Below are 15359 nucleotides of genomic sequence, written 5' to 3'. Positions count from 1 at the left end.
TTTGTTTCACGTGAAACATTCTTAAGCTTCTTCTTTAACAATCATGTGACGAATGATGTCTTCATTGATTTTAGCAAGACGATCAAATTCGCTAACAGCGCTAGCGCTTGATGGAGAAGATACTTTAACGATGTGATAGATACCTTCGCGGAATCCATTCATTTCATAAGCGAAACGGCGTTTTTCCCAATCTTTAGATTCAAGAACTTCAGCTCCGTTATCTTTTAAGATTGCATCGAAACGTTCGATTAAAGCAGATTTTGCTTCTTCATCAATGTTTGGACGAATAATGTAAAGAATTTCATATTTCGTATTTTCCATTGATATGTTCACCTCCCTATGGACTTTGGCCCTTGTATTCACATCAAGAGCAGAGAGAGCAGACTTAGCTACTCACAATGATTTATTATACACAGATTTTCAAAGAATTGCAAAGGTTTTTCACGCATTTTTTATAAATTACCTTGCTACTTAATAAATACGCGAAAAAGGGACAAAAGCTTTTTTCTTTAAAAATTTTTTATGATTATTTTTTTGATTTAGCTATTCTTTTGATTGGTAAATGTATAGCTCGTCCAATGCTTTGTTGGTGTATGAGCGGCAATCAAACTTGTTGGGAACTTGGCATGATGTGGTGTATCTGGGAAAAATTGGGTTTCTAAGCAAATGCCTGCATGTTTTTGATAAACAGCCTCCTCTTTGCCTGATTCATTTTCAATAAAATTGCCTGTATACACTTGCACGCCTGGTAAATCTGTACAAACCGATAACTCAATGCCACTTTCATCACCTAATAATCTAATTGTTGCGGATTGATCCAAAATGAAATTATGATCGATTCCACCAGCAAAGGTCAACTGTTCATGCGTTTGACTTAAGGCTTGTTTCACTGTTTTTCCTTGATGAAGGTCAAATGGGGTATCGATGACTGGCATGAATTCACCTGTTGGAATCAGAGTATTTTGCATAATCGGGGTAATGGTTTGGGCTGGGATTTGTAGCTGATGTCCCTCAATATCACCACTATTATGCCCATTTAGATTAAAGTAAGCATGGTTGGTTGGATTAAATATGGTCGTCGCATCACTTTCTCCTTCATAAGTAATGATTATTTGATTCTCATTTAATTGATAGGTTACCTTCATGTCTAAATTTCCAGGGAAACCTTGGTCTAGATGAGGGCTGTGCAACACAAAAATAATTGCTGTTGGGCTTTGCTTTGCCACTTGCCAAATCCGTTCATGAAAGCCATGAAGTCCGCTATGCAAGGTGTTTTCTCCCTCATTGGCCTCTAGTTGATAGTTTTTTCCTTCAATTTCAACTTGAGCCTGGGCGATTCTATTGGCATTTCGTCCAACAACAACACCAAAATACGTATTGGAATTATTTAAGTAATCTTTCATATGCTCATAGCCTAAAACAACATCTCGAAATTGCCCACTAGCATCTTTTACCCAGAGTCGATGAATGGCACAGCCGATATTTAGCACTTCGAGTTTCAAATATTCATTTTCTAATAAATAGTTTTTTAATTCCATTGTCATCATCCTTTATGTTCGATAATTTCCATCCGATCCACACTCAACGTATCTACCCCAATATTTGATTGAAATTGAATGGTTTGCGTGCCTTTTTGCAATTTCACTTTGACTTGCACGGGTTGGTAATATTGTGAAGGATAAATTTTGGCGATTTTTTCTTCTTGATTCACAGTAAATTTTCCTTCCAAAATATTTTCTGGATCTTCATAATTCTCCGTTTTGACGTAAGCTATCAAGGTATAATTTGCTGATTTGGGTGTCTTAAAAGTGAAGATCAACTTGTCTTCTGGATCTTCAAAGCCTGTAATGACCTGATGATTAAGTGCATAGTCATCTTTTATTTGAGATAAACCTTTTGTCTTTTGTGCTTGAGTAGCAGCTAAAACAAAACGGGATAATTGTTGTGGGCTTGGACGCTTGATTCGTTTGTCATCAACAGTTGGTGAACTTAGCTTGATTTGGTCTGCTTGCCAATGGACTTGATTCATTCTTATCAAACGATTCCAACCACTGTGATCCCAACGTGCTGTATGATAGATAATCCAATCTTCTTTGCCATCTTTTGAAGGAACAATAGAATGATGCCCCGGCCCATAGACTTCTGCATTACTCTTTAAAATAGGTTGGTTTGCTTTATGCCAAGATTTAGGATTTAAAAGGTCAGCATCTACTTTAGCAGTTAATTCACCCAAGCAATAATCATTATCCCAACTTCCGCTAGCTGAATAAATCAGATGAATGGTATCCTTTTTGATAGTTACTTGTGGTCCTTCATTGATTAAAGGTTTTTGACGCATTTCCCATTCATATTCAGGATGAGAGAGTTCAATCTTTTGTTTTTGAACTTCGGTTGGTGAAATCATGGGACTAATATATAGATTTTGCGTCACATTTTCATACCCTGGCCATCCAGACCAAATAAAGTAATGCTGATTCTTGATAGTTAATACAGTGCCATCGATAGCAAACTTATCATCCATCCCTTTAACTAAAGAAAGTTGCCATTCACCTTTATAAGGATCTTTAGAAGAGTTAGTTAGAGCATACATGCGGTGCGTTTCCTTGGAGCGATTGGCAGCAAAATAAACGACCCATTGTCCATTGAGATAGTGAAGTTCTGGAGCCCAAATACTTTCTAGTTCTTTTGGCATTTTAAAAATAGTTTTCTCTTCACCGGTAAAAACAGTCTCCAAATCCTTGCTACGCCAAAGCACCACTGAGTCGCCGGTTGTTTTCGTATAATAGTACATGCCATTTTCGTAGCAAACAAATGGATCCGCACCGTTATTATCCACGATATTGGTCATTTCCTTGGTTGGCGTAAAAGTTGCTACTTCTTTTGATTGGCAAGCTCCTAAAAGCAAGCCACTCGTTAAAATCGCACTGAGTAACAGCCATTTTTTCAATTGAATTCCTCCCTAATAAACAAAATAATCCCTCTCAAAGAAAATACCCACTACCTGGATTGGCTACTTTGAGAGGGGAATAAGTTATTCAACAACTGGAATATGATATTGATCATTAATGGCCTTAATCTTACTTAAATCGCATTTTGGTTGACGATCATAGGTCAATAAGCCATTGATTTCTTGTTCCACATCGGTTATTTGTGTGTAGCAATAGCCCCATAAGCCTCGTGATTGGTAGACCGCCGTCATAATCCGTTGATAATCTTCAATAAATTCATCCTCATTATTGACTGAAGTATAGCCCCAACCAGGTTGTCCAGACACATCAAAACCAATTCCACCAAATTCCGTGAGTAAAATAGGTTGATTTTGATAGCTGAAGCCTTCTGCAAAAATTGGCCAAGCTGTAGAATGATGATGGATGAGGTTTTCTCTTGTATGCAAAGTTTCTTTAAAATACTGGTACTTGCTGACTTCTTCTTTTTGACCATGCATATAATTGTGAATGGCACAAATATCGGTTTCAGTCGCGGCCCAACCATCATTAGAAATGACTAAGCGCGTCGTATCTAATGAATGAATAAAATGATACATCGCTTGTGAAAAATGTTGTTCTTGACGGTTAAATGAAATCCTAGGAACGCCCCAACTTTCATTGATTGGCACCCATGTTACAATGCATGGATGATTATAATCTCGCTCAATGATTTCCATCCATTCTTTCATCGAGCGTGTTATAGCATCTGAATTATAAATAGCAGGGGCCGCACATTCACCCCAGACAAGATAACCTAGTTGATCTGCCCAGTATAAAAAGCGCGGATCTTCCGTTTTTTGATGTTTCCGACAACCGTTAAAGCCCATTTCTTTGGCTAGTTGAATATCTTTCACAAAATCATCATCACTTGGCGCCGTTAGTAATCCCTCTGGCCAGTAACCTTGATCTAATACCAATTTTTGATAATATGGTTTATTGTTGAGATAGACCATACCGTTGGCTGTGTGAACCTTGCGCATCCCAAAATAAGAACGCACTTCATCAATCTGCTGCTCATTTTGATAAAGTTGGCATTGTACATCAAATAAATTCGGATTTTCTGGTGTCCAACTCCAACCATCATGGTGAAAATTCGTTCTAAAAATATGTTCTTGAATCACATCTACGCAGAAGTCATTTTTCCCTTGGTGAAAGTTTTGTGTACCGCTTGTAATCAACATATCTTTAAAATAAATCTGATAAGCTAATTTTACATCCTCTGTACCTGTTGTTTGCGAAAGGGTTGTTTGAATTTGCACCTTTCCTTCATCGAAATGAGGAGTGAGTTGTAAGCGAGTGAGATAAAGCGGATGGACTTCTTCTAACCAAACTGTCTGCCAAATCCCTGTAGAATTGGTATACCAAATGCCCGTAGATTCTTCTTCCCAGAACTGTTTGCCCCGAGGGATTGATTCTTCATGCAACGGATCATAGGCGCGCACTGTCAATTGTTGGTTTGCGGTATCGTTTAAATAATCAGTAATATCACATTCAAAAGAGGTATGCCCACCGATATGGTTGCAGACATGTTGGCCATTTACATATACATCAGCTTCATAATCGACCGCTCCGAAATGCAATAGATAACGCTTTTTAGGATTTTTTACTAAAGAAAGTTCTTTTTGATACCATACCACTGGATGAGACTTTCTTTGATGAATCCCACTTAAGGCGGCTTGATAGACAAACGGCACTTCAATCGTTAAATCAAATGCTTGATTGTCTTGATACCATCGCTCTTTTTGCCCAACATTTTCATCATCAAAAGCAAATTGCCAACTGCCATTTAAATTTTCCCACTGACTTCTGACAAGCTGTGGACGTGGATAACCTTTTTCTGTCATTTCTTTTCCCCCTGAATTCCTTATTTAATCCCACTTTGTAGCGACATGGATTCCATAAAACTCTTTTGCGCAATTAAGTACAAAATAAAGGTTGGAATCAAGGCTAACAAGGCACCGGCTGTAGCGATACCAGGATAAGTTAAGTATTGTCCTTGTAATAATTGTAAACCTGGTGTGATAGGTAATTTATCAATGTCGCTAATCACAATAGATGGCCATAGGAAATCATTCCATGAACCTGTGAAGCTAAATAGCGCCACCACCGTTAATACCGGACGAATCAACGGTAAGATAATGTAATAGAAAATTTGAAATTCATTGGCGCCATCCACCACGGCTGATTCATCTAGCTCTTTTGGAATACCTAAAATAAATTGACGAACAAGAAAGATATTATAAACCCCCGCAGCACCTGGAACAATAACTGATAAGAAGGTATTGGTCCAACCTAACGTATCGACAATTTTGAAGTTTGGAATCAAATTCATCACACTGGGAAACATCATCGTTCCTAAAAGAATGCTGAATAAGACATCGCGACCTTTAAAAGTCAGACGTGTATAGCCATAAGCTGCAAAAGAAACGATAAACAATACTAAAACGGTATGTGACAATGAAATAATTAATGAATTGATAAACCAGGATAAAACTGGGGAAGAATCATTTCCAAAGAGTAATTTCAAATAATTTTCTACTGTCCAGTGTTTTGGAAGTAAGCTAAAACCGACCTTTTGAATCTCAACATCTGATTTAAAGGAAGTGAGTACCGCCCAGACTAATGGAAAAATCCAAACGAGACAGACGATTGCTAAAATAATAAAGGCGATAATTTTTCCTACTCGATTCTGTTTCATTCTCTTTTCCTCCTATTTTTCTAGTCTACGCATGATAATAAATTGAATCACTGACACAACCATAATTCCTAACCCTAATAAAATCGCCATCGCCGAAGAAATACCTGCATAAGAATCGCTACTACCAAAGGCGTTTTCTTGAATATACATCATCAGCACACGCGTTGAGTTATTTGGTCCCCCTTGCGTTAACATCAATGGTTGTCCATAAATATTGAACTGGGCAATGGTTGTCATCACCGTTGTAAAAATTAATTGATTTCTGATATTTGGTAAAACGATTTTGAAAAATTTGATGACCACATTCGCACCATCTAAATCCGCTGCTTCTAATTGCTCTTTTGCCACGCCATTTAATGCAGCTACATAGATAATCAAATTACCACCTGAAGTCCACCAAATCGTAACTAACACTAATAAAATCCAGGCCCATGGTTGTGTACCGGCAAAATTAATATCGACACCAAACAAAGCTCTGATAGGACCGAATGAACGGCTTTGTAAGAAACTCCAAATAATCATGACTGCTGAAATCGCAAATAAAGTCGGTAAATATAAAATAGATTGAAAAGTGCGATTAAATTTTGGCTTCGCATGTAGGCCAACTGCTAATAATAAAGGAATAATAATACATCCTGGAACGGAGAAAAGTACAAAAAGTAAGGTGTTTTTCATCCCATTCATAAATTGCGTATGGTAAATGGATGTTTTATCAAATAAAATCGTCTTATAATTATCTAATCCCGTAAATACTGGGCTATTATACAAATCCCAATGGGTAAAAGAGACATAAATCCCGATAATGGCAGGTGCTAAGAAAAAGACTAAAAACAGTAACATATGCGGACCGATAAATAAGGCCGGCCACAGATTCATTTTTGCTTTTGACTTCATGATTCTTTTCCCCTTTCTGATTGCTGAAACTTTATGTAAAAATATTTTTAAAAAGAGGCTGCAGGATAGATGATGCAGCCTCTTTACCTTTTAGCGATTATTGCATTTTTTGATCTACAATTTGTTGAATTTCCCCAAAGGTATCTTTAATGTCTGCTTTACCAGTAATCATATCCCATGAACGTTTGTCATATTCTGAGAACACATAAGTTAGACCATCTTGGGTATTGATAGCAAGTGAATCTTGTCCTTTTGGTGTTTTTAGCAAGAAAGATTGAGGCATCTTCGTATATTCTTCATTTTCTAACATTGCTAAAGCGGTTGGGTTGGCACCTGATTTAATCCATTCCAATTGATTCGATTGTAACCATGTTAAGAAATCAACCATACCTTTTTGTTTGTCTTCAGAGCGTTTAGTTTTTGTCTTGAACATTGCAAATTGGTCAACCCCAGAACCTTGGACAATGTGGTTGGCATCCCATTGCGGAGTGAACGTTTCGCCCCATTTGAAATCAGTAATTTTTTGCATATTGCTCAACATCCAAGTGCCTTCTGGTAAGAAAATTAATTTTTGGTTGACAAATAGTTTGTTGGCATCTTCTCCATCTGGAACCATATAGCCTTCATCGAATAATTTCTTGAATTCACCTACAGCTTTATATGAGTAGTCATTATTGATATTTAATTTCTTATCGGTTAACCATTGACCGCCCATTTGTAAGTATAGGTTGGAGTAATTTTGCATGCCCCAAGTATATCCATAGCTATAAATACCATCGGCTTTAGCTTTGGCGCCTGCTGCTTCGATTTCTTCATAAGTCACAATCCCGTCATCTGTTGCACCAGGAGCGTATTTATCTACTAAATCTTGATTGTAATACATCACCCAAGAACCCATGGTCGCTGGAATGCCATATTGTTTCTTGTCTACTTGACCGGTTTCCCAAGCTGCTTTTACATACTTATCTTCATTTAAGTCTGTCCCTTTAATCATGCTATCCCAGCTTTCAAGCATGCCTTTTTTCTGATAACTAGGCAAGGCTTCTGAAGCAACAAGTGCTAAATCAGGGACTCCTTTTCCAGTTTTTCCTGCTGTTGTTAATTTAGAGTTAAAAGTATCGGCTTGCATGCTGACAATTTTCACCTTATAAGCTGGTTTCGTCGCATTGTAATTATCGATGGTTTTCTTAATTTTTTCACCATCAGGACCAGTTGTAGAAGACCAAAGCAAAATTTCTTTAGATTCTTTAGCACTGTCATCTGATTTGCCACATGCTGCTAAGAAACTTGCACACACTAACATCGTTCCTAATAATTTGACTGCTTTTGAGATTTTCATAATTTTGCCTCCGTAATTCATTTTACTAAAACGTAAAACGATATTTATTTTCTTAGATAAGTCATTTTACGATTTAAACGAACGATTCAACAACTTATCCCTTACACGCTAAAATTAACATACTTAGAAAACGTTGTCAACATTGTTTTTAAAGTATTTTTTACAATTAATCATTTTTTGTTTATGTAAAATCATAAACGGAAATTTGTTAAAAAACAAGCAAAGTATCATTTTACAATATTGAAAAAATAGATAATTTACGCTATACTAAGAACAAACATACGGAGGAACATAGAAAGGTTAGATAATTATGGATTTATCATTAGACAATACTTCTTTACCCGTTTACGAAGCCTTAGCCAACGAAACGCGCTTAGAAATCTTAAATATTATCGGTAAAAATCGGCGCAGTATTTCTGATATTGCGGAAGAATTAAATATTTCAAATGCTGTGATGACGAAACATATTAAAATATTAGAAAAAGCGCAATTGATTGTCATCGAGCAAGGCATCGGCGAAGAATGGCGCAAAAAATACATTCGCTTAAAAGTGGATCAAATTCAAATTCATTTTCCTGAAAAAATATTCCCTGATTTATCTTTGCAATCGGTGAAAGTAAAAATTGGGCATTTTGTCGATTTTTATGCTGAGCCTTCTTGCGGCATGGCCACTGCACAACAAGTCATCGGTGCTTTAGATGAACCGAAATCATTTTTAGACCAGGATCGTGTCAATGCAAGTATTATTTGGCTGAACAACGGCTTTTTAGAATATAAAATCCCAAATCCATTCAGTCATCAAGAACGTGTAGAAATGCTGGATATTTCTTTAGAGTTGGCTTCGGAATTTCCAATTTCCAATAACTACTGGCCGAGTGATATCGATTTTTATTTAAATGATATCAAAATTGGTTCGTATACCGTACCTGGAAATTATTCTGACGTCCGTGGGAAATATACGCCAGCTTGGTGGAATGATGCTTTCAGTCAATACGGCTTGCTGAAACATATTCGTATTAATCGCTATGATACTTCGATTGATGGGGAAAAAGTTTCGAATTGTAACTTAAATGAAGTCGCCATTGATCACTTAGATTTTATTACTTTTAAAATTGCAGTTGATAAGCAAGCCAAAAATGCAGGTGGGTTGACAATCTTTGGGGAACATTGGGGCAACCATCCACAAGATATCTTTTTCAATTTCTACACCGCTCATTCTTCCTAATAAAAAACACCGCCAGCACTTGCATAGCGCGCTTAAGTGTTGGCGGTGTTGCATTTTACTTAATTTCAAATGTCATCGTTACTGGGTTGTGGTCGGAATATTGGAAATGATGGTCCCAAACTTTGAGGTGATTGACTTGAATATCTTCTGACACGATAAAGCCATCGACCAAATTCACATAGCTATCTTTGGTAAAGGGACGGTCATTGGCGCGGACGGAAGGAATTTTCGCGGCGACAATATCTTGATTCACCAAGGTAAAACCAGCTGGAAGGTCGGCTTTAGGGAAGGGATGCGTCCAAGTCAGTGTTTGTTTTTTCGTACCAAACAGACTTGGGGTATCTCCTAATACATCATGATTATAATCACCACCGACAATCACTCCATAACCTTTTTGCTGATAAAGCTGCATGTATTTGGCTAATTTTTTGATTTGGGCTGCTTGGATGGACTGATCTTTAGTAAAGGCCGACAAATGCACATTGATTAATGCCAGTGGTTTAGGCGTGGTAGCTATTAAGCTAATCGTAAAGGCACGGTCATAATCGGTGAATTTATTCAAATTGGTTTCAATCGGTAATTGATAACGCGTACTTTTATGAATCGTTTCGCGACTAAGTGTCAACAAACCACTCTGACTCTTGCCGATGGGTTCGGTAAATGGGTAAAACAAATACGCCGAATCATAGTTTAATGCAAAGGCGGCATTCATTTCGGGCATGGCTTGCATAATTTGCTTTTCTTGAGGAATATGATAAGAACGCGTGGCATCTGAATCTACTTCTTGCAGTAACACAAAATCTGGCTGCGTCTTTTGAACCTGTCGAATGATTCCCTCCAAGTTTTGTTGCACATTTTCTTTGCTAAATCCACGTGCATACTTTCCACCATCCATAAAGAAGCTATAATTGTGGGGGTTGGCTGCATATCCAATATTAAAAGTTGTAATTTTATATTTCTTTTTAACGTTATTTTTATTTGTTGCTTTCTGTGCTTGTTCGATTGCTATTTCTTGATTATCTGGTAAGCGATGATAGCTGAAAAAGAGATAAGCTAAATAACTAATAAACACAAACAAAAATAACGAAATTAAAGCGATAAATACACGTAATATTTTCTTTTTCTTCATAAGGTCCTCAGATAACTTTCTTGGATTAAATCTTTGAGTAAAGGTTCCTGAACTTTGTGAATATCCAGGCTAATCCAGTATTTTTTGTTCATATGATAGCCAGGATAAACCCCTGTTTGACTGGTCAGGATTTCACGCTCCTCGGGATTGACTTTGACATTGACAATCTCAAGTAGCGAGTCTTTTGGAAAAGATATCTCATCTTCTGCTAGTCCAAGTTTTTCAGGAGGGATTTTCATGTATAAGGCAAACCATTTTTGATTGCGAGCATGTCTGAATACTAAAAATTCAGGATGTTTGTTAAAAATCCGCTCGCCTTCAATCTCAAACTGCGCTTTTACCCAGGATTGTAACGCTGCTTTTTCCATTTTCAGCCCTTCTTTCTTTCATGAACTTCTTTATTATACGCGAAAAAATCCTTTGAAAGCAATGAATTGAACCTAAATATCCGAAAAATAGGCAATCAAACGCTTCCTGTCTAATAGTGAGACTAGTTGATTTCAAGGCATACAACAACGCAAAAAAACTCACAGCTTCCTCCAATACAAGAGTTAGCTGTGAGTTTTTCATTGTTTCACGTGGAACTTTTTATTCTGTTTCGTCTGGTGTATCCGGAGCCTCTGAACTTTCAGTATTTGCTTGATCTTCTGACACATCTTCGTCTTCTTCTGGTTCAACGGTTGCCATGGTTACAACTTTGGTATCTTCTTCCATCTTCATTAGACGCACACCCAAAGTCGCACGGCCGGTTTGTGAGACAGAATCAACGTTAAAGCGGATGATAACCCCTTTATCGGTAATCAATAGGATGTCTTCGCTACCATCAACGGTTGTCAGTCCAGCAAGTGGGCCATTTTTCTCGGTAATATTGGCCGTCTTAATTCCTTTACCACCGCGGCCTTTGACTGGATATTCACTCGCTGCGGTGCGTTTGCCATAACCATTTTCGGTAATGACCAGCACTTCTTGGTTATCGCTAATGACTGAGCTTCCAACGACATAATCGCCTTCACGCAACTTAATTCCGCGTACCCCAGCAGCCGTACGTCCCATATCACGAACTTGACTTTCTTCAAAGCGGACGGAATAACCATCATGCGTACCAATAATAATTGTATTTTCGCCATTGGTCTCGACAATATTAACCAGTTCATCGCCTTCTTTTAAGCCAATCGCAATCAAACCGTTGCTGCGAATATTTGAAAAGGCAGTCACTTCGGTACGTTTTACCACACCATATTTAGTAGTAAAGAATAGGTAACGACCGGCTGTTGGTTGGCTGCTGACTGGGATAATCGCTTGAATCAACTCATTAGAATCAATGCCTAGCAAGTTAATCACTGGAATTCCTTTGGCAGCACGACCGTATTCTGGAATTTCGTAACCTTTTGCTTTATAAACTTTTCCTTGGTTAGTAAAGAATAAGAGCGTGTCATGTGTTGAACAAGAGACCAGTGTTTTCACAAAGTCTTCATCGTGGACGCCCATTCCTTGTACCCCTCGACCGCCGCGACGTTGAGCTCTAAATTCACTCTTCGCCAGGCGTTTAATATAACCTTTATTCGTTAATGTAATAACAACTTCTTCTTCTTCAATTAAGTCTTCATCTTCTAAACTCAAGACTTCACCGACTAGTAATTCGGTTCTGCGGTCATCGCCAAAACGCGCACCGATTTCACCTAGTTCTGTTCTGATAATTTCTACGACACGTTCTGGTTTAGCTAAGATATCGGCTAAATCCGCAATCAAAGCAAGTAAATCTTGGTATTCATTTTCAATCTTCTCACGTTCCAAACCGGTCAAACGACGCAAACGCATATCCAAAATCGCTTGGGCTTGACGATCGCTGAAAGCAAAACGTTCAATCATTGTTTGTTTCGCTTCATCATCGGAATTCGAACTACGAATAATATGAATAATTTCATCAATATGATCTAAAGCAATGCGCAAACCTTCTAAGATATGGGCACGGGCTTCAGCTTTTTTCTTTTCAAATTCAGTACGTCTGGTGATGACTTCTTTTTGGAACTCTAGATAATCGACCAAGATGCGTTTTAGACTTAAAATCTTTGGCACCCCGTTTTCGATGGCTAGCATATTAATCCCAAATGAAGATTGCAAGGCAGTGAGTTTGTATAAGTTATTTAAAATCACTGAAGCACTCACATCGCGGCGCACATCGATGACAATTCGCATGCCTTCGCGGTTGGATTCATCGCGCAAATCAGTAATCCCTTCGACGCGTTTGTCACGATGCAATTCAGAAATACGTTCAATTAATTTGGCTTTGTTGACCATATAAGGTAACTCGGTCACTAAGATGCGTTCTTTTCCGTTTGGCATCTGCGTGATTTCGACTTTGGCACGCACCGTAATCGTACCCTTACCTGTTTCATAAGCGCGGCGGATACCTGATTTGCCCATCACCAAACCACCCGTTGGAAAGTCTGGCCCAGGTAGGACTTCCATCAATTCGTTGGTCGTCACCTCAGGATTGTCCATTAATAAATTCAACGCCCCGATGACTTCGCGTAAGTTATGCGGTGGAATATTCGTCGCCATCCCCACGGCAATCCCGGTCGTCCCATTGACCAATAAATTTGGAAAACGAGAAGGCAAGACAACGGGTTCTTTTTCACTATCATCATAGTTGCCTTGGAAATCAACGGTGTTTTTATTAATATCACGAATCATTTCCAAAGCGAGTTTACTCATGCGGGCCTCGGTATAACGCATCGCCGCCGCACTATCGCCATCGACTGATCCGAAGTTTCCGTGACCATCGACAAGCATATTTCGATAACTAAATGGTTGCGCCATCCGCACCATTGACTCGTAAATCGCACTATCCCCGTGTGGATGGTATTTACCCATAACATCCCCGACGATACGCGCTGATTTTTTGTGCGGTTTATCTGGGGTAACTCCTAGTTCATTCATTCCATATAAAATACGTCGATGCACCGGCTTTAATCCGTCACGAACATCTGGTAAAGCCCGGGCAACGATAACACTCATGGCATAATCAATAAAAGAGGTTTTCATCTCGCTGGCTAGATTGACGTCATGAATATTTTGATTTTTATCTTCCATTTTCGATTCTTCCCTCCTGATTAAATATCTAAGTTCTGTACATAATGCGCATTTTCTTCAATAAAGGCGCGCCGTGGTTCGACTTTATCACCCATCAGCATTTCAAAGATTTGGTCCGCTTCAATCGCATCTTCCACACTCACTCGAAGCATCAAGCGGTTTTCTGGATTCATCGTAGTTTCCCAAAGTTGATGATCATCCATTTCCCCTAGACCTTTGTAACGTTGAACGCTTGGTTTAGGTGTTTGCGGTAGGCTTTCAATGACTTTTTTCAGATTTTCTTCCGCATCTTTTCCTGGCTGCACATAAGTAATATTCTTGCCTTGTTTCACCCCATATAAAGGTGGTTGCGCGATATAAACATAGCCGGCTTCCACCACCGGACGCATATAACGATAAAATAACGTTAATAAAAGTGTACGGATATGGGCGCCATCGACATCGGCATCGGTCATAATCACTAATTTATGATAACGAGCCTTGCTGACATCAAAATCTTCGCCAAACCCAGTCCCCATCGCTGTAAATAACGAGCGAATTTCATCATTGGCTAAAATTTTATCCATGCTAGCTTTTTCTACGTTTAAAATTTTCCCGCGGATTGGCAAAATGGCTTGGAATTCTCGGTTACGCCCTTGTTTAGCAGAACCACCGGCAGAATCCCCTTCGACTATGAATAATTCGCATTGCTCTGGATCATTGCTTGAACAATCCGCCAATTTACCTGGTAAGTTGCTGATTTCTAGCGCACCCTTGCGACGTGTCATTTCGCGTGCACGTTTGGCTGCCAAGCGCGCTTTGGAAGCTAGTAAGCCTTTTTCGACGATTTGCTTGCCGACCGTTGGATTTTCCATCAAGAATTTCAATAAATGCTCAGAAAATAGACGATCGGTTACAGCTCTAACTTCGGAATTCCCCAATTTTGTTTTGGTTTGTCCTTCAAATTGTGGATCAGGATGCTTCACGGAAATCACCGCGGTAATCCCTTCACGCACATCTTCCCCGCTTAAGTTTTCATCATTTTCTTTCATCAACTTTTGCTTGCGGGCATAATCATTGACCACCCGTGTTAAAGCGGTCTTGAATCCTGACTCGTGCGTGCCCCCTTCATACGTATGGATATTATTCGCAAAACTTAAAAGATTGCTGTGGTAGCCATCCGTATACTGTAAGGAAACTTCAACGGTAATATCTTGTTGCTCGCCTTCCAAATAAATTGGTTCATCAAATAACACGGTCTTATTTTGGTTGAGATATTCGACATAACTCTTAATCCCACCTTCAAAATAATATTCGCGCTTTTCAGGTTCTTCTGAGCGAGTATCTTCAATGGAAATGTGTAAGCCACGATTTAAAAAGGCTAATTCTCTAATACGTGTGGCTAATTTATCAAAATTATATTCGATCGTTTCGGTAAAAATTTCAGGATCTGGCACGAAATGAACCGTCGTCCCGTGGCGCTCAGTCTCACCGATTACTTTCAAATCATCCACGACATGACCGCGGCGATATTCTTGATAATAAATTTTGCCATCTTTGTAGACTTTGACATCTAAGCTAGTGGACAAGGCATTCACAACGGAGGAACCTACCCCGTGTAGTCCCCCAGATACCTTATATCCGCCACCGCCGAATTTCCCACCGGCATGCAAGACAGTAAAGACGGTTTCCACTGCAGGGCGGCCCGTTTTTTCTTGAATATCTACAGGAATCCCCCGACCGTCATCAATTACGGTAATACTGTTATCTTTTTCTACGATGACTTGAATATTTGTCGCAAAACCAGCTAGGGCTTCATCGATGGAATTATCCACGATTTCCCAGACAAGGTGATGCAAACCTTCTGAACTGGTTGAGCCGATATACATTCCTGGACGTTTTCTAACAGCTTCCAGGCCTTCTAATACTTGGATTTGGCTGGCATCATATTGTTTTGCTAATTCAGCTAAATCTTTCTTTTCATCTGCCATTTACTCACATTTGACTCTAGAAAA

Annotated in this window: 12 protein-coding genes; 1 reads left to right on the top strand and 11 read right to left on the bottom strand. The window is 38.9% G+C overall.

The annotated features are described in order from the left end of the window. Positions 1-21: 21 nt before the first annotated feature. The 7 genes from rpsF to ACTQZM_RS02715 form a co-directional block, all read right to left on the bottom strand. On the bottom strand, positions 22-321 hold the full coding sequence (gene rpsF, locus ACTQZM_RS02745) for a 30S ribosomal protein S6 (RefSeq protein WP_016250468.1): 300 nt from the start codon (positions 319-321) through the stop codon (positions 22-24). Between the two features lie 218 nt (positions 322-539). Continuing rightward, positions 540-1538, bottom strand: a complete 999-nt coding sequence (locus tag ACTQZM_RS02740; RefSeq protein WP_281956577.1) for an aldose epimerase family protein — start codon at positions 1536-1538, stop codon at positions 540-542. A 5-nt stretch (positions 1539-1543) separates the two neighbouring features. Beyond that, positions 1544-2947, bottom strand: coding sequence for a family 43 glycosylhydrolase (locus ACTQZM_RS02735; RefSeq protein WP_441652832.1), 1404 nt, complete (start codon positions 2945-2947; stop codon positions 1544-1546). An 84-nt stretch (positions 2948-3031) separates the two neighbouring features. Continuing rightward, positions 3032-4831 (bottom strand): glycoside hydrolase family 2 protein, encoded by a 1800-nt coding sequence (locus tag ACTQZM_RS02730; RefSeq protein WP_441652831.1) that lies wholly within the window; start codon positions 4829-4831, stop codon positions 3032-3034. 20 nt (positions 4832-4851) lie between these two features. Then, positions 4852-5685: a carbohydrate ABC transporter permease gene (locus ACTQZM_RS02725; protein WP_281956574.1), complete on the bottom strand. Its 834-nt coding sequence runs from the start codon at positions 5683-5685 to the stop codon at positions 4852-4854. Between the two features lie 12 nt (positions 5686-5697). Next, positions 5698-6579, bottom strand: coding sequence for a carbohydrate ABC transporter permease (locus tag ACTQZM_RS02720; RefSeq protein ID WP_281956573.1), 882 nt, complete (start codon positions 6577-6579; stop codon positions 5698-5700). Positions 6580-6676: 97 nt separating this feature from the next. Beyond that, positions 6677-7918: an extracellular solute-binding protein gene (locus tag ACTQZM_RS02715; RefSeq protein WP_281956572.1), complete on the bottom strand. Its 1242-nt coding sequence runs from the start codon at positions 7916-7918 to the stop codon at positions 6677-6679. 310 nt (positions 7919-8228) lie between these two features. On the opposite strand from ACTQZM_RS02715, the gene ACTQZM_RS02710 reads away from it, so the two are divergent. Continuing rightward, positions 8229-9143: an ArsR/SmtB family transcription factor gene (locus tag ACTQZM_RS02710; RefSeq protein WP_300119181.1), complete on the top strand. Its 915-nt coding sequence runs from the start codon at positions 8229-8231 to the stop codon at positions 9141-9143. A 55-nt stretch (positions 9144-9198) separates the two neighbouring features. Here ACTQZM_RS02710 and ACTQZM_RS02705 read toward each other — a convergent pair whose 3' ends face one another. From ACTQZM_RS02705 to gyrB, 4 genes are all read right to left on the bottom strand, one after another. After that, the gene (locus ACTQZM_RS02705; protein WP_441652830.1) at positions 9199-10272 is read right to left on the bottom strand and encodes an endonuclease/exonuclease/phosphatase family protein; all 1074 of its coding nucleotides are present in this window, start codon (positions 10270-10272) and stop codon (positions 9199-9201) included. Then, complete coding sequence (locus ACTQZM_RS02700) at positions 10269-10640, bottom strand: MmcQ/YjbR family DNA-binding protein (protein WP_347943846.1); 372 nt, start codon at positions 10638-10640, stop codon at positions 10269-10271. Before ACTQZM_RS02700 ends, ACTQZM_RS02705 begins: the two co-directional genes overlap by 4 nt. 220 nt (positions 10641-10860) lie before the next feature. Further along, positions 10861-13365, bottom strand: coding sequence for a DNA gyrase subunit A (gene gyrA / locus ACTQZM_RS02695; RefSeq protein WP_441652829.1), 2505 nt, complete (start codon positions 13363-13365; stop codon positions 10861-10863). Between the two features lie 20 nt (positions 13366-13385). Further along, positions 13386-15335, bottom strand: a complete 1950-nt coding sequence (gyrB, locus tag ACTQZM_RS02690; RefSeq protein WP_441652828.1) for a DNA topoisomerase (ATP-hydrolyzing) subunit B — start codon at positions 15333-15335, stop codon at positions 13386-13388. Positions 15336-15359 lie beyond the last annotated feature (24 nt).

This window comes from Enterococcus cecorum (genome assembly GCF_052119425.1).
Taxonomy (GTDB): domain Bacteria; phylum Bacillota; class Bacilli; order Lactobacillales; family Enterococcaceae; genus Enterococcus_E; species Enterococcus_E cecorum_C.
The sequence above is the reverse complement of the archived record's forward strand: the minus strand, read 5'-3'. Positions and strand labels throughout refer to the sequence as shown.

What these genes read in the sequence shown, in the direction of transcription:
- ACTQZM_RS02730 (WP_441652831.1), bottom strand. Translation starts at nt 4,831, where the DNA reads ATGACAGAAAAAGGTTATCCACGTCCACAGCTTGTCAGAAGTCAGTGG.
- ACTQZM_RS02740 (WP_281956577.1), bottom strand. Translation starts at nt 1,538, where the DNA reads ATGGAATTAAAAAACTATTTATTAGAAAATGAATATTTGAAACTCGAA.
- ACTQZM_RS02725 (WP_281956574.1), bottom strand. Translation starts at nt 5,685, where the DNA reads ATGAAACAGAATCGAGTAGGAAAAATTATCGCCTTTATTATTTTAGCA.
- ACTQZM_RS02715 (WP_281956572.1), bottom strand. Translation starts at nt 7,918, where the DNA reads ATGAAAATCTCAAAAGCAGTCAAATTATTAGGAACGATGTTAGTGTGT.
- gyrA (WP_441652829.1), bottom strand. Translation starts at nt 13,365, where the DNA reads ATGGAAGATAAAAATCAAAATATTCATGACGTCAATCTAGCCAGCGAG.
- rpsF (WP_016250468.1), bottom strand. Translation starts at nt 321, where the DNA reads ATGGAAAATACGAAATATGAAATTCTTTACATTATTCGTCCAAACATT.
- ACTQZM_RS02710 (WP_300119181.1), top strand. Translation starts at nt 8,229, where the DNA reads ATGGATTTATCATTAGACAATACTTCTTTACCCGTTTACGAAGCCTTA.
- gyrB (WP_441652828.1), bottom strand. Translation starts at nt 15,335, where the DNA reads ATGGCAGATGAAAAGAAAGATTTAGCTGAATTAGCAAAACAATATGAT.
- ACTQZM_RS02700 (WP_347943846.1), bottom strand. Translation starts at nt 10,640, where the DNA reads ATGGAAAAAGCAGCGTTACAATCCTGGGTAAAAGCGCAGTTTGAGATT.
- ACTQZM_RS02705 (WP_441652830.1), bottom strand. Translation starts at nt 10,272, where the DNA reads ATGAAGAAAAAGAAAATATTACGTGTATTTATCGCTTTAATTTCGTTA.
- ACTQZM_RS02720 (WP_281956573.1), bottom strand. Translation starts at nt 6,579, where the DNA reads ATGAAGTCAAAAGCAAAAATGAATCTGTGGCCGGCCTTATTTATCGGT.